Source organism: Sulfolobus sp. B1, assembly GCF_007050195.1.
In the GTDB taxonomy this organism is placed as follows: domain Archaea; phylum Thermoproteota; class Thermoprotei_A; order Sulfolobales; family Sulfolobaceae; genus Saccharolobus.
In genome coordinates this window covers 1-18,690 of record NZ_QIMI01000020.1, presented here as the reverse complement: position 1 = coordinate 18,690, position 18,690 = coordinate 1, and the positions used below count along the sequence as shown (strand labels likewise).

Genomic DNA, 18,690 nt, shown 5'->3' with positions numbered 1-18,690 from the left:
CCATCATCTTCACAATTCATTCTCATCCTCATAATTTGAGGACAGATCTCGGTATTAAAGCCCAATATATTACTGATGTAATCCTTGTTTGTTTGAACCAGATTATGAATTAATAATGGCGAGGATATGACATTTTCGCCTATCTTAGTTTCAACTATTCCTATAGTTCCACCGGCTTCAGCTAAGTTAGTTACGATAAGGTCTAACGTTTGAGCAACAGCATCAAACGATGTTCCAGTTACGTCAATGAATAAGTTTTTAGTCTTTTCAGTAAGTTTAGTTTTCTCGCTATTTATTATAGGTGGTAAACTTAATATTTGACCATCATTTTGAATTATAGCGGGAGATCTTTCGTCTAAAATTGATATTTCTCCATAGAGTTTACCCTGCTCAGTTTTTATGATTACGTCTTTTACGCTCATCTCTTCAGAGTAATTTAGGGGCACAAATTTGTGATTTAAGCTTACGTATTTATACAATATTTCTTTGCTATCAATTTTATCTAGATTATGTATACCTATCGCAACCTTCTTTCTTTTCCTGCCAATAGTCGAATGTAATTTCTCTTGGAACTGAATTAATTCTTGTAAATCAAGATTTTCTAAACCATAGACTATAGCACCTAGTGCATAAGGTCTAGATTTCACATCATTAACAATCAATTTATAATCTGTCTTAACTACCTTATATTTGGATTCTCCAACTTCTATATTTAATAGACCTTTAATTGCTCTTATAATCCCAGCGGAATGCAATAAATCCAATCTATCCGCATTTATTTCTATTTCAACACTGTTTTCGTCTAATGGTTTCATTTCTGATTTCAAATTAAATAATAACTCTTCTAATTCACTTTCAGATATCTTTAATGGGTTTAGTAATTTATACTTATTTAGTACTATTGTTACCATACTACTCACTTTCTTTCATTTCTCTTATATATTCAATATTATTCGAATAAAGTAATCTAATATCATTTATATTTAAGAAATGCATGGCTATTCTTTCTAATCCCATTCCCCAAGCTCCGGCTCTACTTTTAATGTTTACGGCTTCAAGAATTTCCGGTCTTAATAGCCCAGCTCCACACATTTCTACCCAACCTAATTTTCCTAAATATCCATAAACTTCTACACTTGGTTCTGTAAAGGGGAAATAAGCTGGCTTAAACTTTACTTCTTTTATATTTAATCTGTAAAAGATTTCTTTTAGCACCCCCAATAGATCTCTAAAAGTAAAATTATCATCAATAATTAGACCATCCAATTGATGAAATTCTATTAGATGTGTAGCATCTATTGAGTCTGGTCTGAATACTTTACCTATTGTGAAGGATTTAAGAGGAGCCTTGGGCCTTGATGCGAGCACCCTTGCAGTAGTTGCAGTAGCTTGGCTTCTTAGCATTAATCTTAATGATATTTCTTGGCTCCACGTATAATTCCATGACTGTTCATGAATTCTCTTGACGTTTTCTAATAGTTCTTTATCAGTTAATTTACCTTTGCCTTCAACGGAAAAACTATCATGTATTTCTCTAGCGGGATGATCTTGTGGCTGAAATAGAAGATCAAAATTATAAAATTCCATTTCTATATAATTTGTGTTAACCTCCTTAAATCCTAAACTAATCATTACATCCTTTACTTTTTCAAGAAATTCCTTGAAGTAATGTTTTTTAGCTAATGGATAAAATGGAGGAAAAGCTCTAACATTGTATTTCCTAAACTTATATTTCGTCCAATCACCTGTTACTAATAATTCATGTGTGAGATAAGTAATTCCTATATCATTCGCTTGGGGCTCTCTAATTAGTTCAACTTGTAGTATGGCTCTTTGCTTTCTTATAATTAGCCCCCTCCTTTCCAACAACGCTAATGTCTCCTTATCGGCATTTTCTAAGCTAATTAAAGCTTCGAATTCCTTAGATCTATATTCATTAAATTTAGGTATTACTTTACCTTGTTCTATCTTAATGAGTCCCTTTCTCCTAGCCCAACTGATTGCTATGTTATAATCGTCCCGCAATAGTTCTTTTATCTCATCTAGACTTTTCTCCTTACCTTTCAAAATATTTATGAGTATATCCTCTGGTAATCCCTCTTCTTTTCTTTTCTTTCCTTCTTCTGTCAATTCATATTGCTCTACGTTAATTCTCTCTATCCTAACATAACCCTTGCTAGCTAGAAGTTCTAATAGGCTAAGAACAGAATTTGTTTCCAGACCTGTTCGTTTAGCTATCTCATCAGAATTAGATTTTTTAACACTTTTTAAAAACTCAAGTATCTTTAATTCATTTTCACTTAACATTTAAATCACAACTCGATTGACTGTCCAGGCTTCAGTAATATCGGATTATATCCCTTACTCCTCACCAGTTTCACAAACTCGTTTTCATCAACCTTTATTAAATCCCATGTGTTGAAATGAATTGGAATAGCTCCTTTCTTGGGCTTTAAGTATTCGACAGCTATAGATGCTTGATAAGGATCCATTGTAAATCTTCCACCTATTGGTAATAAAACATAATCTGGCTTGAAGACTTCTCCTATTATTTTCATATCCTCAAATAAACCAGTATCACCTGCATGATATATTGTGATTCCATCAGCAGATACTATGGCCCCAGTAGGATCACTGTGAGTACTAGAATGTACAGCTTTAGTTAACGCTAAATTAACGTTGTCTACTTTTATTAATCCTCCTACGTTAGCAGGGATAACGTTATCCCATGGGATCTTATAGGTTTCTGCTAGATATGCTTCCAGATCATAAGTTGCAAATAACAGTGCTTTAGGATTTTCTTTGATCAGTTGTACTGCATCCCCTAGATGGTCATAGTGGTCATGTGTTACTATTATTATGTCTAAGTTGTTTTTGAAGTAGTCTAACTTAAAAGGACACGAGGGATTATCTTTAATGAACGGATCTATTATAATATTTTTTCCACCTATTTGCAGTAATGTTGCCGCGTGACCTAACCATCTTAGTTGAGCCATATACAACATTTTAGTAGGAAAAAATTAAAGCTTACATATCACTAGATTACATTCATGAATGAAGATGAAGTTGAAAAATTGCTATTAGCTGGAAGAATCGCAGCTAAGGCTAGAGATGAAGCCTCAAAAGATATTAAACCCAATACAAAAGTAATAGATATTTGTGAGGAAGTTGAAAATATTATTATAGAAAATAAAGCGTTTCCGGCATTTCCTTGTAATTTATCCATAAACTTTGAAGCAGCTCATTATAGCCCTACTATAAATGACGAAAAAAGAATACCTGAAGGTGGAGTAGTTAAATTAGATTTAGGTGCTCATATTGATGGATATATAAGTGATACTGCAGTGACAGTAAGTTTGGACAATAAGTTTCAGCGTCTTTTAGATGCTTCTAGAATAGCGTTAGAGGCTGCTATAGCTAACTTAAGAGTTGGAGAAAGTATAGGTGAGATAGGTAAGATAATTGAAAGAAACATTAAATCTCAAGGGTATAAGCCTATTAGAAACCTAGGCGGTCACTTAATTAGGAGATATGAGTTGCATGCTGGAGTATTTATTCCTAACATTTATGAAAGAGGTCTAGGCGTAATTCAATCTAATTCAGTTTATGCCATAGAACCCTTTGCAACAGATGGTGGAGGAGAAGTTATTGAAGGAAAAGATATAACGATATACTCATTAAGAAATTACAGTATTAAGAACCTTTCTGATAAGGAGAAAGATTTATTAAACTATATTTATAATCATTTCAATTACTTGCCATTTTCTGAGCGATGGCTTAAGGAGTTTACTTCGAATATTGATGAACTAAGAAATATTATGAGAGCGTTAGTAAAAAAAGGTAATTTGAGAGCTTATCCTATATTAATCGAGGTAAAAAAGGGCATAGTTTCCCAATTTGAGCATACGGTTATTGTTAAAGACAATTCTATTATGGTCACAACAAAATCTGCTTAAAAAAAGTTTAATTAATTCTGATCATATAAGGTTATCGGAGAATATGAGTTTAATTGCTATTGCCCAAACGAGTGCAAATCAGATTAACTCCTTATATTACATATTATACACTGTAATCTTCTTTGTCTTGCTGTTCCTTCTATACTTGCCGGGCGTTAATACAAGATTAACAGTTTCCATGTTATCTAGAGGTATTGAGGCGCAGCTAGGAATGATTGAAAAGTATTTAAACGATTCCAAAGCTAAGATGGAACAATTGCTTAAAGAGAGAGGAGTACAAGATCCTAAGCCTTTAATAGATAGGATTTCCGAAATGTTCATCATTGACCCTGTGAGTGTAGAACCTACCGATATAATAGGTAGAATGAGACTATTATTAAGGACTGGAGAGGATAAAATTAGAGATTTAATAACTTTAGCTGTGCCTAATATAGATGCGGTAAATAGAAGTAAAATTGAGGTAGCAGCGGAAGTTGTTAATTCTCTAAATCTTATCTATAAGGTTATAAGGCATTACTTAATAATGGCAAAGAAATTGAATAGTGTTATATTATTATATCAGTTACAATTTATAGTCCCTCAACTTGTTAAGATATCTGAAGCTTATTCCAAAGCTGTTAATACTTTTGTGAGAGGAATACCTGTAGGAGACTCCTTAGGTCCTCTAGTAGCTTCCTATTTATTCATGAAGGCTGATAAGAAATGGAATCCAAGTAGAGACACTATTGCAGGCGAATTAGATTTTGAAGGAAGAAAAATAATTGTAGTAAAAGCTGAGGGTCCAATGGCTACTGTAGGTAGACCTGGTGAGGCCGTAAGCAACGTTATTGAGGAGTATAAGGGGAAAGTATCTAGAATAATAACTATTGATGCAGCGTTAAAGCTTGAGGGCGAAAAAACCGGCTCGATTGCTGAAGGTACGGGAGTAGCTATGGGAGATCCTGGTCCAGAAAAGATAAGTATAGAAAGGGTTGCTGTAAAGTATAATATACCGATAGATGCTGTAATTGTTAAGATGAGTATGGAAGAAGCTATAACAGAAATGAGAAAAGAAATATATCAATCTGCCTCAAAAGCTTTAGAATTAGTAAAGAAGATTATTCTAGAAAGAACTAAGGCCGGAGATATAGTAGTTGTAGTAGGCGTTGGAAATACTGTAGGGGTGGCACAATAATGTCTTCAACTCAACAGCAGCAACAAAACGTTAGTGTATATACTGTGATAAAATGTGCAAATAATGATTACGAAGTGGAGAGGACATTTCAAGAGGGAGATTACGTACTTAAAGTAGTAGGGACTTGTCCCAAAGATGGAGGAACCTTGTATATAGCTGGAATATATGCCGTAGTACCTACGTCAGAAAAAGAGGGTTAACTTTTTATACGATAATCTGCCATTTTATTATGTCCACCCGGCCATAGTGGGCGGGAAACACCCGGACTCGTTTCGAACCCGGAAGTTAAGCCGCCCACGTTAGGAGGGCAGTGGACACCGAGAGGGTCCGCAGCCCTCCTAAGCTGGGATGGACTTTATATTCTTCTTTTTCCATATTTATTGCCTAGTTGAAGTCCATGAAGAAAATTTATGATGAAATTTATGGCTATATTAACTTAAGCGATAAGGAAGTTAAAATAGTAGATCTACCAGAATTTCAAAGGCTAAGGAGAATAAAGCAAACCAGTTTAGCCTACTTAGTATACCCTGATGCTATGCATACTAGATTTAGTCATTCATTAGGTACTTTTCATTTATCGAGTATTATAGGTGAGAAGTTCGTCCAAATGGGTGTAATAACATCAGAGGAATTAAAATATTTGAAATTAGCCTCTTTACTACATGATATAGGGCAATTTCCCTTTACACATAGTTTAGAGCCATTATACATTAGGCATGGTATATCCACTAGGGATTTACGTAGAATGATAATTCTCAAGTCACCCAATTTTCAAGAGATTTTCGATGAAGAATCAATAGATAAAGAGAAAATTTTGGATATTTTAGATGGAAGATCTATAATTTCCTCGATAATTGATAGTGATGCTGACGTCGATAGAATGGATTACTTAGTCAGAGACTCTAGGCATACAGGGGTCCAACTAGGTAATATCGATCTTTATAGACTGTTAGATACAATCTTTTATGGGAGTAATGGTGAAATCGTTATTCAAAATAAAGGAATTTACAGCCTAGAGAATTTTTATATTTCTAGATTGCACATGTATCAAGCCGTTTACTATCACAAAACTATAATAGGATATGAGTTGTTATTAAGAGAGATACTTAGGTTAATATCGGAATGTTGTGATTATTCTATATTAGATCCAAAAGTTATAAAAGAATTAGTTAATAGTGGTAGTATAGCATATTGGGATGATAATTGGGCCTTTAGTGTACTTTATGACTATCTTTATTCTACGAACTCACCTGAACACTTAAGGCTAAAGATAAAAAGTTTCTTGGATAGAAAAGGTCCTAAGGTGGTTTACGAAAAAATAGTATATGGTCATGAGGAAAGAGATAATAAACTAGAAGATATTAGAATTTTATTAGAAAAATCTCAAATACCACCAGATTCTATTTACCCATTAGAGGAGAAGATTAGAATAATAGATAAAGCTAAAATAAAGATTTTAGATGAAAATAGAGAAAAGAGCATTAAGGATTTTGAATCAACATTGATTTCTAATGTACCGGAAATTTTAACTATAAGAAGGGTCTATATTGACTACGAATACGTTAAGAGAGCTAGAGAGGTTTTAGCATGATAAGACTCTTATTATTAGATTTAGACGGTACTCTTACAGAAGATAGAAATGTAACCAATTTGGACATACATGCTATAGAATCTATACGGGAACTTCAGAAAACAGGAATAAAAGTAGGTCTAGTTAGCGGAAATTCTTATCCTGTACTTAGAGGACTTTATACCTACTTAGGCTTAAATGGAGGTCTAGTGGCCGAAAACGGTTGTATCGTTTTCTTCAAAGGAGAAAAACATATACTTTGTAGGAAATTAGAGGCAGATATTATACAACAATTTAAAATAACTTTTGGTGTTAAAGACACTTGGCAGAATGAATTTAGATATTGCGATTTCGGCTTTACTCCACCTAAACTCACTGAGGAAATGGTTAAATGGGCAAAGGATAGGGGATTATATATTAAAAGCAGTGGATACGCTGTACATATAGCTTTCGAACCGGCAGGGAAGGGAATTGGTGTAAAAAAATTAATAGAATTTCATAACGTTGATAGGAAAGAGGTTGCTGCTATAGGTGATTCTTCTACGGATATAGAATTATTTAATGAAGTTGGACTTAAGATAGCAGTAGGCAATGCAGATGAAGAGTTGAAAAAAATCGCGGATTACATCACACACGATAAAAGTGGGAAAGGTGTAAAGGAGTTTATAACAAAACTACTTGAGGGGGTTAGATTAAGATGAGTGAGGAGGAAGTATATAACTTAATTTATAAATACGCATTACAGAACGCATATAGATACAACGGTAAAGCTGATGCAAAAGCAGTAGTAGGGAAGATTTTTGCAGAGAGACCAGATCTAAGAGGAAATAAGAATATACTTGAATTAGTTAAGCAGATTGTTGAGAAAGTAAATTCTATGACATTTGAAGATCAGAAGAAGGAGATAAGTCAGAAGTTCCCTGAATTATTAGTGGAAAGAAAAACTGAGCAGGCTAAGAAAACCCTTAAAGTGGATAGTAAAGGAGAAATCGTAACACGTTTCGCTCCGAATCCAGATGGTCCTTTACATCTAGGGAATGCTAGGGCTGCCATATTATCTTATGAATATGCGAGAAATGGCAAGTTTATTCTAAGGTTTGATGACACTGACCCCAAAGTTAAAAAACCTATAAAGGAGGCTTATGAGTGGATTAAGGAAGACTTAAGATGGTTAGGTATAAAGTGGGACGCGGAAATATACGCTTCAGATAGATTAGAAATATACTATAATTATGCTAGGCATTTACTTAGTAAAGGTTATGCATACGTTGATACTTGCAGGAATGAGGATTTTAAAAAATTTAGAGATAGTAAAGGTAAGATTAAAGAACCGGAATGTTTACATCGTAACTCCCCCATAGAGAAGAATTTGGAATTGTTTGATAGTATGTTAAGCGGTAAGTTTAGGGAAGGTGAAGCGGTAGTAAGGATAAAAACTGATCTAAGTAGCGAGGATCCTTCTCAAATAGATTGGGTCATGCTTAGGATAATTAATACTGAGAAGAATCCTCACCCTAGAGTTGGAAGTAAATATATTGTATGGCCTACTTACAATTTTGCTAGTGCCATAGATGATCATGAGCTTGGAATTACTCATGTTTTGAGAGCTAAAGAACATATGACAAACACTGAAAAACAAAAATGGATTTATAATTACTTTGGTTGGGAATTACCTAAAGTTCTACAATTCGGCAGATTAAAATTAGAAGGTTTTATGATGAGTAAGTCTAAAATCAGAGGAATTATAGAGAAAGGTTCTACTATAGACGATCCTAGACTACCTACGTTAGCAGCTCTCAGAAGGAGAGGAATATTACCAGAAACTGTTAAAGAAATTATTTTAGATGTAGGAATTAAAATGAATGATGCTACCATAAGCTTTGATAATATTGCAGCTATAAATAGGAAAAAGTTAGATCCAATAGCTAAAAGGTTAATGTTTGTTCATGATTGGGAAGAGTTTATCATCGAATTACCATATACGATCACAGCAAAGATTCCCTTAATACCATCAAAGGATTTGTATAGAGAAATAATCGTAAATCCTGGTGATAAAATCTTACTGGAGAAGAACGATGTAAGAGGTGGAGATGTAGTAAGATTGTTAGAGTTATGTAACGTTAAAATAGAAGGTCAAAAACTAATATTTCACAGTAAGGAAATATCTGAGGCTAGAAGGGTTAACGCAAGAATAATCCATTGGGTTAAATATGATGATAAGGTCAAAGTAAAAGTACTGAAAGCTGAAGGAGACAAGCTAGAGAAAATTGAGGGTTATGGAGAAAAAATAGTACGAGAATTGAAAGAAGGCGAAATAGTACAATTTATGAGGTTTGGGTTTGTAAGAATTGATAAGATAGATAATGAAGAAATCGACGCGGTTTTTTCGCATGAGTAAACTTTTTAGCTGAGTTAACTCTTAGTCAAATGCGGGACGAAGATAAGAGAGGAGGATGAACGCTATGTCTAAACCAGTTTATGTAAAATTTGAAGTACCTCAAGATTTAGCAGATAAGGTTCTAGATTTAATAAGAAAGGCTAAAGATTCGGGGAAAATAAAGAAGGGAACTAACGAGGTTACAAAAGCTGTAGAAAGAGGTCAAGCTAAATTAGTTGCAATTGCTGAGGATGTTCAGCCGGAGGAGATAGTAGCACATTTACCAGCGTTGTGTGATGAGAAGAAAGTTCCTTATGTTTACGTCTCCTCCAAGAAAGCACTTGGTGAAGCTGCTGGTCTTCAAGTAGCTGCTGCTTCTGTTGCAATAATTGAGCCAGGCGAGGCTAAAGAAATATTGGATGAAGTTATAAAGAGAGTAAACGAAATAAGAGGAAAAGCTACATCAAGTTAATTCTAATGCCTTTTTTATACATTAAATTTATTTTCTTTCCAGTTCTAAATTAAACCGTGGGCCCGTAGCTTAGCAAGGTAGAGTGCTGGGCTCCAGATATGTGCTATACATTGGGTCAGCCGACCTTTCCTAGGGATGAGGTATATCTGGAGAGGAGAGACCCAGTGGTCCGGGGTTCAAGTCCCCGCGGGCCCATACATTTTGATGGTCGTTAATTTTTAACTATTTGACTTTTCGGTATATAATTTTTAACATAATCCTAGACTAAGCGATTAGCTCAAAATCATTTTTAACCGTTTATTCCTTAAAAAGGGTTATTGGTGATGATCTTCAATGTAAAAGTGATAATAAAAGTTAATGGCTTCAAATAAGGTTATTCATCTTGTAAGAGAAGACAGACTTTAATTTTCGTAAAGTAATTTATTGCCGATGAATTGGGACGAAAGGAGAGTAAAAATCATTGAAGAACTTAGAAAATTGGGTATAGAGCCTTATCCAGCTAAATATGAGATTACACATACTATTAAGGATATAAAAAATCTTGCCCTTTCTTACGATTCAAAGTCACATGAACCATTCGTGTTTAACATCTCTACCGCTGGAAGAGTGGCTAATATAAGGAGACACGGTAAAGCTTCCTTTGTAGATATTTTTGATGAAGGAGAGAAACTACAATTATATCTAAGAGTAAATGAGCTTAATGAAAAGTATGAAGATTTCTTTAAGTATATAGATAGAGGGGATATAATAGGAGTTAAAGGCGATGTGTTTTATACCATGAAAGGAGAGTTAAGCCTACTTGTAAAAGATTATAAATTATTGTCGAAGGCATTAGTAGAACCGCCGGACTGGTCTAAACTATCCCCAGAATTCAGATATGCTCATCGTTATGTCGATTTCCTATATAATGATAACGCCAGAAGAGCAATGGAGATAAGGTATAGTGCAATTAGAAGCATTAGGGAATACTTATATTCTAAGGGCTTCATTGAGGTAGAGACTCCAGTGGTTCAACCAGTATATGGTGGAGCTTTAGCTAGACCTTTTAGAACTCATGTTAATTATCTAAATGAGGATTGGTACCTAAGAATAGCGCTTGAATTATATCTTAAAAGGTATATTATTGGAGGATTTAATAAAGTATTTGAAATTGGAAAAGTTTTTAGAAATGAAGATATAGATGTGACTCATAATCCGGAGTTTACTTTACTCGAGCTATATTGGGCTTACGCTGACTATAATGATATCATGAATCTAACTGAAGATTTAATAAGAACAGTCGCTAAAAGAGTTCTCAACACCACAAAAATCACTTATAGTAAATATGAAATAGACTTAGAGAAACCATTCAGAAGAGTTTCCATGTTTGAGGCTTTATCAGAAGCTTTAGGAAAGAACGTAGAAGGTATGACCGATGAAGAGTTAACAGAATTAATGAAGAAGTATGGTCTTATTCCTAGAGGGAATAAGTACATAAGAGGACTAATGATAGAGAAACTCTTTGATAAGTTAGTAGTGCCTAATATTGTAGATCCTACATTTATAACTGACTATCCTATAGAGACTACTCCATTATGCAAACCTCATAGAAGTAAACAAGGATTAGTAGAGAGATTTGAGCTATTTATTGCAGGAATGGAGTTTGCTAATGCGTATACGGAGCTTAATGATCCGATACTTCAAGATAAATTATTTAAAGAGGAGCAAGAGATGTTCAAGCGTGGGGATGAGGAGGCACATCCATATGATAAAGACTTTATAAGGGCGTTAAGTTATGGGATGCCTCCTACTGGGGGTTTAGGAATAGGAATTGATAGATTAATAATGTTGTTAACTAATAATTATAGTATAAAAAAAGTAATTCCATTTCCTATGATAAGTAGTAAAGTTATCCTGGAGGACGATTAGAAACAAATATTGCAAATATAAAAGTTAACAAGAATATTGACTGCAAGTAAAAGGACACTTTTTCACCGTTTTCCCCTAGAAATCTCTTTAAAGCTTCAGTTAATAGTTTCCCTCCATCGGTAATTATTAAAGGCGCTGCGTTGAAAAGTGATAGGCTGAAATTTACTATGAACATCCAAGTGAAAAATGTTAATATTGATATTAAAGGTCCCGGTATATAATATGTAACGTAAACACCTAACAAATGGTTGGGAATGTAAACTGATATATTATGAAAAGTATGATTAGGCAACAACAATGTTATTGAAACGTTAGTGTAGTTAGTGAGGAATTCATGCAACTGTTGAAAAGTAGTAATAGGATGACCGTTTATGGCATATATTATATCTCCTGCAGTTATTGAAGAATTATAAGCTACGCTATTTTTTAGCACACCCACTATCTGTATACCATGAGATAATGCGCTTGGTAAATATGGTAGTTCAAAGGATAGTGGTAATGCAATAAGTGCTAATATTAAATTTATCACTATACCAGCACTTATTATCTTTATCTTACTAGTTGTTGATGAAGAGTTAAACTCGTTATCGTCTGGCTCTACAAATGCACCTGGGAATATTGCCAATAGCAAAATTCCACCATTTTTTACTCTAACATTATTTGAAGTAGCTGATAGCGCATGAAAAATTTCGTGTACTGCAACCGAGATTCCGATAGCTAGTAAGAGGTATGGAACTTGTGACAATCCTATAGTAACGCCAGGGATGATCGGTTTAAGTGCAATAGAAGGTGTTTGATTAGGTTTTATTGTAAACATTTCAACTATTATATAAAATATTAGTGATATTCCCCCAATCATTAATATAAAGCCTAGAAACATTGATATTCTCTCATAGATTTTGTATATTTTGGATTTAGAAACTCTAGGAAACCAATATTCCCTAGATTTTTTTCTCCACATTATAAAGAAAGGATAAACAGTTATATTGTATTTTTTAAGTTTATCTTTTAATAAATAAATTATTATCCAAGATGCTAGAAATGTCACTAATGTTAAGTAAATAATATCCATAAGTCTAAATACAGTGATAGTGAATATAAAAACTATGCAAGTAGAGTATACAGATGCTCATTGGAGACTATTAACAAAGAAAAGGAAAATGGCTTTAGACCTTTTATATAACTTAAAAAAATTAGGGCTTATAGGCTTTGTTTATGGATCAGTAGCTAGGGGGGATGTAAATGAGAAAAGTGATATAGATATCGTAATTTTTGAACCTAACTATATTTTGTTAGATACGTTGAACGTTCATCATAAATATATTATTCAGCCTACACCTTGGTCAACACCAAAAGCTTATTTATCGCTAGATGAGGACGAGAAAGTAGTAATCTCATTTCCTCTTGGAAAGCTAAAGCGAGATGAAGTTGAATTCTATAACTTTGGAGGGTTAGTGGGTATAGAGGATCTAGAGAATAATAAGAGAGTGCCCGGAGTAAACAAGAAATTGTACATAATTGAACCTACAGATTACGGACATATGGAAATCTCTCTGCAGGGAAATGAGGACTACGCGTCTAAACTATTAAAGATTTCAGTTAATACTATAAGGGAAAGAGAAGCGTTATTAATGAAAAGGAAAGAAAGTGGTCACTCTGGTATATACCTTAGATATGATATTAGTGGAGATGATACTATTTATGATGTAATAAATAAGTTATATAAGACCAATAAATATTTTAGGAGAATGATAAATGTTTAACATAGACAATTTATATTTAGATAAAAACTTGAAATTAAATGTAATAAATGTAAAACGCTCTCATATAAAGGAGTTAATAACTTTTGATTTAATGCTAGGGACTCAGATTATTGGTAGGTGCAATTATTTTGAGGGCAGAGAGTATTATACTCCTTGGTTAGAAATTGATTATTATCCAGTTTTAAGATATATGTCAGAAAAGCTTGAAGTAAATTTATTTAAACGCATCTACAACTTATTGTGTCCTGCATCTAAGTTGTTTGTTACTTATATCAGAGATAAGGAGACTATGGAAATGCTATATAAAGGTCAGCATCCAGCTGAAACCCCCTTAGGTTTCTCGATTCTTTCAGCTGGTTTTACGTGGTTTAAGAATTGGTATTTTCCTGAAGGTGGTAATGAAGGTTTCCCTAAACTCCAAGCTAATAAACCTCTTAATTTATCTGATGCTATAAGGCAACTGACAGAATTAAAGAGAGAAGTTAAAAGTGAAAAAGTGAGAGATAAAGTGGAGGAATTAATTGACCATTATAGGAAATCCGGAGATAAGCTTATACAATGGGAAATTACCTAAAGGATGTGAACTCTGCAGATTAGGAAGCAAGTTAGTATTATACATAACTGGATATTGTGATGATAACTGTTATTATTGCCCCGTTAGTGAGGAACGTTTTAATAAGGATAGAATTTTTGCCAATGAGATGGAAGTTGTTGCAGATCTCTTTAACATAATCTATGAGGCTTATAGAATGAAGGCATTAGGTGCCGGGATTACCGGAGGAGACCCCATTCTTAAAATTGATAGAGTAGTTGAAGCAATAAGGTTACTTAAGGACGAGTTTGGTCAAAGTTTTCACGTTCACTTGTATACAACTGGTCGTTATGTAAATGATGATGTGATGATAGAGTTGGTCAATGCTGGATTGGATGAAATTAGATTTCATCCAGTTAAGGAGATATATTTAAATGCGATAAAGACGGCATTGAAATATGATATAGATGTAGGTATGGAAATACCAGCAGTTCCTAATGATAATGAGAAAGTAGAGAAGCTAATAAAGTGGGCAATAGAAAACAACGTTAAGTTTATAAATTTAAATGAATTAGAATTAAATTCAAGAAATTATACAAATCTTAATAGTAAAGGGTTTCGCGTAGGTCATGGTATAACTGGCGTATCGGGTAGTTTTGAAACTGCATACGATATTATCAAGAAATTTGAGAATGAGAAGAGGTTGACCTTACATTATTGCAGTTCAGTTTATAAGGACGTTGTTGAGACTAGAACTAGGTTCTTTAGAACAATAAAATATAGTGCTAAAGCCTATGAAGATTATACCAATGAGGGAACTGTTGTAAGAGCAATAATAAGGACCGAGAAACCTATTTACGAGATGGAAGATTTCGGTGAGAGAATAAGTGAAAATGAGTATTCAATTTCTCCAACTGTAGTTGAGAATCTTAAGAAAAAATATATGGGAGTAATAAAGGAAATATACATCGTTGAAGAGCATCCCGATTTCAGAAGATTAAGGGTAAACCAAAATTTAATTTATACTAAATCTTAAAATTCCTAGTATTCCAGTAAGGCTCTTAAGTTGGTAATAAATAGGAGATTCCTTAGGTACTAATATAACTTCTCCGCGCTTATTCTCGACATCCTCGAGAATTTTTTCTATCTCTATCCTTTTCTCCTCGTCAGTATTTGATATCATATCTTCTATAACTAAGATTATATCTATTGCCCCCATCTCAGAGGAATTCTTTACATGTTCCACACCGTAAACTACTAAATTGGGTTGTTTTGTTAATAACTCTAAAGCCTTTTCCATGTATTTTATTCCCTTTGATATCTCATAGTCACTCATTATCTTGTCTATTATATCTCTTCTGAGTATTTCATTTAATCCAGCTCTGGTAGCTGAGGATACGCTATCAATATAGATGTTAACGTTTTTTAAATTAAGCTTTTTAGCTATAATTTCTTTAAAAAATCCAGGTCCAGCTATCAAAATTGCGTTAGGGTGATATTGATCTGTGAAAGATTGGATCTCATTAACTACTTCCTCTGCGTTTCTTTCAACTGTAATTTCATCGTCACTTATTGATTTTAAGTTTTTTTCAGAAAGTATTTTTATCCCTTGTTCGTACGGTATAGCAATTATATACTCATCAAAATCTACGATAACTATTAAAATATTGTTTTTACTCTTAGCTTGTTTGTATATTCTATCAACTGCATATTTAGACCAATGATCTTTTATTATAACTATTTCGTCCCCTATATCCAGATTAACAGTGTGATGAGCTCCTTTTATACCAAATCTCTCTGGTGCATCTTCTATTATTCCATGAATTCGTAATCTATTTGTAAATTCTTAAAATTCTGTATGCTCTACCTTAAGTATTATCGTCATCGGTATACGTCTACTCTCTTTCCCTAATCCTACGTCTCTTGAAGTACGCGCGATTATTTTATCTCCATTTTGTAAAATTATATGTAAAGTCCAAAGATCGTCTTCTGTCTCCACGTGTAACCTCATTAACTGTCTTTTCTCGTCAAACTCTAATATTCTCACATCTCATATATTACTCAAGGATGATACTTATATCTGATGCATCAGAGAATGATCTAGATGAGATATATCGAATAGAAGTTAATAGTTTTGAAAAGCCTTATCCTTATTCTCTTTTACGGGCATATTTAGTTTTAGCAGATGGCTTATATCTCACTGCTAAGTACGATGGAAAAATAATTGGATACGTTATTGGGATAATTCAGAACGGATACAGAGGTCATATAGTATCGATAGCCGTAGATAAGGCATACAGAAAGAGGGGAATAGGCTCTATTCTTCTAAAATCAATTGAAGAAAAATTTAAGATGAAAAATGCTAAATATTCTTATCTAGAAGTAGATCTAAGGAATCGTGAAGCTATTTCTCTATATTGGAAAAATGGATATATTTCTACATATTTGCGAAAAAATTACTATGGTAGAGGTAAGCATGCATTAATCATGGTGAAAAATTTATATAATATCAATATTGATTAATTTTCAAAAATTCTAAATAGGTTCAAAAGCCCGAATATCTTACTAAATATCATGATTAGGAATTTCTTTATACTTGACGTATCATATGAGGTAAAGAACAACTCACCATTAATTTATATCTGGGGCATAGACCAAAATAATGAAAGAGTACTATTAATAGAGAAGAGTTTCAAGCCTTATTTCTATGCATCCTTCGAGGGTAACAAAGAGAAAATTATAGAAGAAATAAGAGCTATAAGTAGACAAGAATCGCCAATAGAGAGCATTGAGACTGTCATGAGAAAAGCTCCAAATAACATGAATATTGACGTCTTATTAATTAAAACCAGAATCCCTACCTACGTAAGGATTTATAGAAATCTAGTCACCAAGATAAAAGGTATTAAGGAGGTTTATGAAGCTGACATAAGGTTTTCTATGCGATATCTAATCGATAATGATCTAAAACCTTTTTCTTGGATAGAGGCTGAGGTAGAGGAAATAGGCTCTAACGAAGGTATTAGAGTTAATAAAATATATGAGTTAAAAAAGATTATTTCGAGATATGAGGATAAAAGACCAGATTTAAGAACTTTAGCATTTGACATAGAGGTCTACACAAGATACGGATATCCAAACCCAAGACGAGATCCTCTTATACTTATAGGGTTGTGGACAAATCAAGGAGGTTTCCAAATTAGTTCAGATGATGAATTAAAAGTTTTCAGAAGTTTTGTGGACTTCATACTAAAGTATGACCCTGATATAATAGTGGGATATAACAGCAATGAGTTCGCTTGGCCCTATATGTTAGAAAGGGCTAAGACGCTTGGGGTAAGGATTGAAATAGGCAGAAAGCCAGAGGTAGAGGTTTCACAAGGAACTTATGGCCATTATTCTATATCTGGAAGACTTAACGTTGATCTAGAGGGTACTCTAAAACTTCTTTCTAGAAATTATATAGAAGATATTTGTAAATCTGCAGAATATTTTAATTTATCTGAATGTAAAAATAAAATGTTAAAATGGTATGAAATTCGAAAATATTGGGATAATGTTAAGGAAAAAGATCTTGTCAAAGAATATAATATGGAGAAAGTAAAACTGATTTATTTATTAAGCCAAAAAATTCTTCCAATAAGTGAACAAATATCAGAGATAACTGGCTTTCCCTTAGACCATTTGCCAGCAGCTAATATTACTAGTAGTGTTGAATGGTTGCTAATTAGAGAGGCATATAAAATGCAGCATTTGGTACCGAATAAGCGTGATCAAGATAAGGAAAAGAATAGGAGTGATGTTGTAGTACCTCCTATGCCCGGTATACATGAAAATGTATATGTTTTAGACATAACACCTATATTTATTTCAAAAATCTTAGAATATAATATATCACCAGATACTTTAGTGAATGAGGAATGTGAAGTTTGTAAACAGGTCTTCAATTATCGATTTAGAACCGAGCCAAAAGGTATTTACCCAAGTGTATTAAGTAGGTTACTAGGGCTAAGTGATAGGGATAGAGCTATCAGTATTATTTTACGCACATTTCTTCTTTATCTAAGACGGATGGGTTCTAGGTGGTATAATAAGGAAATTAATGAACTAATAGATACTCTGGGCAAGGACATAGTAAGTAATATTATGAAGATGCTTGAAGGAACTGATGTAAAGGTGATTTATGCAGATCTTACGTCCGTCTTCTTAAAGGGTAAAGCAGAAAATGTAAGCGAATTAGTAAGAAATATTAATCAATTATACAGATCTAATATAAATATTGAGAAAAACTATAGGAAAATAATATTTTTGGAAAACAATAACGCATTTATAGGTTTATTGGAAAATGGAAAGATAGAAATATTTGGGCTGAAAAGATTTCGTGAAAATTTATGCAATTTGGCTAGAGATTTACAAGATCAAGTTATCAATTCTATATTCTATTCCAACAATATTAAGGAGGTTATAAAACTTATCAGAACATCCATAGCTAAGCTTAAAAGAGGTGAGTATAAAGTTGAAGATCTAGCCATTTGGGGAGTCGTCGATTCATTTTCTAATCCTAAGCCACCTCAAGTAGTAGCTGCAGAAAAAGCTAACAAGTCAGGTTACTTGGTCGCAAAAGGAGATAAGATAGGTTATGTAATTATTAAAGGTTCAAGTAATGTTTCCAATAGAGCTGAGCCATTTTTCATGGTTAAGGAAAAGAATAAGATAGATGTTGAATACTATCTTAACAACCAAATTATTCCCTCGTTGATGATAGTACTAAAATATTTTGGAATAAAAGAAAAAGACTTAAAGATGCTTGGAGCCGATATTCTTGACCTATTTTAGGAAGTGATTAAGTCTGAAAAAGTCAGTATGTCTACGTTTTGTGGCCTCTTTCCAATTCCTCCTATTCTCGCTCCTATTATCATTTTAATATTTTTTTGTGAA

At 33.4% G+C, this 18,690-nt stretch carries 16 protein-coding genes, 1 tRNA gene, 1 rRNA gene and 2 pseudogenes; 15 read left to right on the top strand and 5 right to left on the bottom strand.

Annotated elements, in window-relative coordinates:
- From DMP16_RS02670 to DMP16_RS02660, 3 genes are all read right to left on the bottom strand, one after another.
- The coding region (locus DMP16_RS02670) for a phenylalanine--tRNA ligase beta subunit-related protein (RefSeq protein WP_255446773.1) at nucleotides 1–911 on the bottom strand (911 nt) is incomplete at its 3' end.
- A gap of 1 nt (nucleotide 912) precedes the next feature.
- Entirely contained in the window at nucleotides 913–2,307 is a 1,395-nt protein-coding gene (locus tag DMP16_RS02665; protein ID WP_069282597.1) for a phenylalanine--tRNA ligase subunit alpha, read from the bottom strand.
- 5 nt (nucleotides 2,308–2,312) lie between these two features.
- The gene (locus tag DMP16_RS02660) at nucleotides 2,313–2,996 is read right to left on the bottom strand and encodes a metal-dependent hydrolase (RefSeq protein WP_069282598.1); all 684 of its coding nucleotides are present in this window, start codon (nucleotides 2,994–2,996) and stop codon (nucleotides 2,313–2,315) included.
- Nucleotides 2,997–3,050: 54 nt separating this feature from the next.
- Between DMP16_RS02660 and map the strand changes: the two genes are divergently transcribed.
- The 10 genes from map (at nucleotide 3,051) to lysS (ending at nucleotide 11,457) form a co-directional block, all read left to right on the top strand.
- Nucleotides 3,051–3,956 (top strand): type II methionyl aminopeptidase, encoded by a 906-nt coding sequence (gene map, locus DMP16_RS02655; RefSeq protein WP_069282599.1) that lies wholly within the window; start codon nucleotides 3,051–3,053, stop codon nucleotides 3,954–3,956.
- A gap of 43 nt (nucleotides 3,957–3,999) precedes the next feature.
- The gene (locus tag DMP16_RS02650; protein ID WP_069284612.1) at nucleotides 4,000–5,130 is read left to right on the top strand and encodes a DUF1512 domain-containing protein; all 1,131 of its coding nucleotides are present in this window, start codon (nucleotides 4,000–4,002) and stop codon (nucleotides 5,128–5,130) included.
- Nucleotides 5,130–5,330: a hypothetical protein gene (locus DMP16_RS02645; protein WP_069282600.1), complete on the top strand. Its 201-nt coding sequence runs from the start codon at nucleotides 5,130–5,132 to the stop codon at nucleotides 5,328–5,330. Before DMP16_RS02650 ends, DMP16_RS02645 begins: the two co-directional genes overlap by 1 nt.
- Nucleotides 5,331–5,363: 33 nt before the next feature.
- Nucleotides 5,364–5,482, top strand: a 5S ribosomal RNA gene (gene rrf, locus DMP16_RS02640).
- Between the two features lie 45 nt (nucleotides 5,483–5,527).
- Nucleotides 5,528–6,721 (top strand): HD domain-containing protein, encoded by a 1,194-nt coding sequence (locus tag DMP16_RS02635; protein ID WP_069282601.1) that lies wholly within the window; start codon nucleotides 5,528–5,530, stop codon nucleotides 6,719–6,721.
- Nucleotides 6,718–7,401 carry a phosphoglycolate phosphatase gene (locus DMP16_RS02630; RefSeq protein WP_069282602.1) on the top strand — a complete coding sequence of 228 codons (684 nt, stop codon included), beginning with the start codon at nucleotides 6,718–6,720 and terminating at the stop codon, nucleotides 7,399–7,401. The genes DMP16_RS02635 and DMP16_RS02630 overlap by 4 nt, the downstream gene beginning before the upstream one ends.
- Nucleotides 7,398–9,098 carry a glutamate--tRNA ligase gene (locus DMP16_RS02625; protein WP_069282603.1) on the top strand — a complete coding sequence of 567 codons (1,701 nt, stop codon included), beginning with the start codon at nucleotides 7,398–7,400 and terminating at the stop codon, nucleotides 9,096–9,098. The genes DMP16_RS02630 and DMP16_RS02625 overlap by 4 nt, the downstream gene beginning before the upstream one ends.
- Nucleotides 9,099–9,162: 64 nt before the next feature.
- Nucleotides 9,163–9,549 carry a 50S ribosomal protein L7Ae gene (gene rpl7ae / locus DMP16_RS02620; protein WP_069284613.1) on the top strand — a complete coding sequence of 129 codons (387 nt, stop codon included), beginning with the start codon at nucleotides 9,163–9,165 and terminating at the stop codon, nucleotides 9,547–9,549.
- A 58-nt stretch (nucleotides 9,550–9,607) separates the two neighbouring features.
- Nucleotides 9,608–9,744 (top strand) — tRNA-Trp (locus DMP16_RS02615).
- A gap of 234 nt (nucleotides 9,745–9,978) precedes the next feature.
- Nucleotides 9,979–11,457, top strand: a complete 1,479-nt coding sequence (lysS, locus tag DMP16_RS02610) for a lysine--tRNA ligase (RefSeq protein WP_143576869.1) — start codon at nucleotides 9,979–9,981, stop codon at nucleotides 11,455–11,457.
- On the opposite strand, the pseudogene DMP16_RS02605 reads toward lysS, so the two are convergent.
- Nucleotides 11,438–12,590: pseudogene (locus DMP16_RS02605) on the bottom strand (site-2 protease family protein). The gene lysS and the pseudogene DMP16_RS02605 overlap by 20 nt on opposite strands.
- On the opposite strand from DMP16_RS02605, the gene DMP16_RS02600 reads away from it, so the two are divergent.
- The 3 genes from DMP16_RS02600 to DMP16_RS02590 are packed head-to-tail and all read left to right on the top strand — an operon-like array spanning nucleotide 12,564 to nucleotide 14,788.
- Nucleotides 12,564–13,220 carry a nucleotidyltransferase domain-containing protein gene (locus DMP16_RS02600; protein ID WP_069282606.1) on the top strand — a complete coding sequence of 219 codons (657 nt, stop codon included), beginning with the start codon at nucleotides 12,564–12,566 and terminating at the stop codon, nucleotides 13,218–13,220. The pseudogene DMP16_RS02605 and the gene DMP16_RS02600 overlap by 27 nt on opposite strands.
- A complete protein-coding gene (locus DMP16_RS02595; protein WP_069282607.1) occupies nucleotides 13,213–13,794 on the top strand; it encodes a DUF1122 family protein in 582 nt (193 codons plus the stop codon). Before DMP16_RS02600 ends, DMP16_RS02595 begins: the two co-directional genes overlap by 8 nt.
- Entirely contained in the window at nucleotides 13,742–14,788 is a 1,047-nt protein-coding gene (locus DMP16_RS02590) for a radical SAM protein (protein WP_069282608.1), read from the top strand. Before DMP16_RS02595 ends, DMP16_RS02590 begins: the two co-directional genes overlap by 53 nt.
- On the opposite strand, the pseudogene DMP16_RS02585 reads toward DMP16_RS02590, so the two are convergent.
- Nucleotides 14,768–15,799, bottom strand: a pseudogene (locus DMP16_RS02585) (mRNA surveillance protein pelota). The gene DMP16_RS02590 and the pseudogene DMP16_RS02585 sit on opposite strands and share 21 nt — an antisense overlap.
- A gap of 20 nt (nucleotides 15,800–15,819) precedes the next feature.
- Here DMP16_RS02585 and rimI point away from each other — a divergent pair.
- Entirely contained in the window at nucleotides 15,820–16,275 is a 456-nt protein-coding gene (rimI, locus tag DMP16_RS02580; protein WP_069282610.1) for a ribosomal protein S18-alanine N-acetyltransferase, read from the top strand.
- A 51-nt stretch (nucleotides 16,276–16,326) separates the two neighbouring features.
- Nucleotides 16,327–18,588 (top strand): 3'-5' exonuclease, encoded by a 2,262-nt coding sequence (locus DMP16_RS02575; RefSeq protein WP_069282611.1) that lies wholly within the window; start codon nucleotides 16,327–16,329, stop codon nucleotides 18,586–18,588.
- Nucleotides 18,589–18,690: the final 102 nt, after the last annotated feature.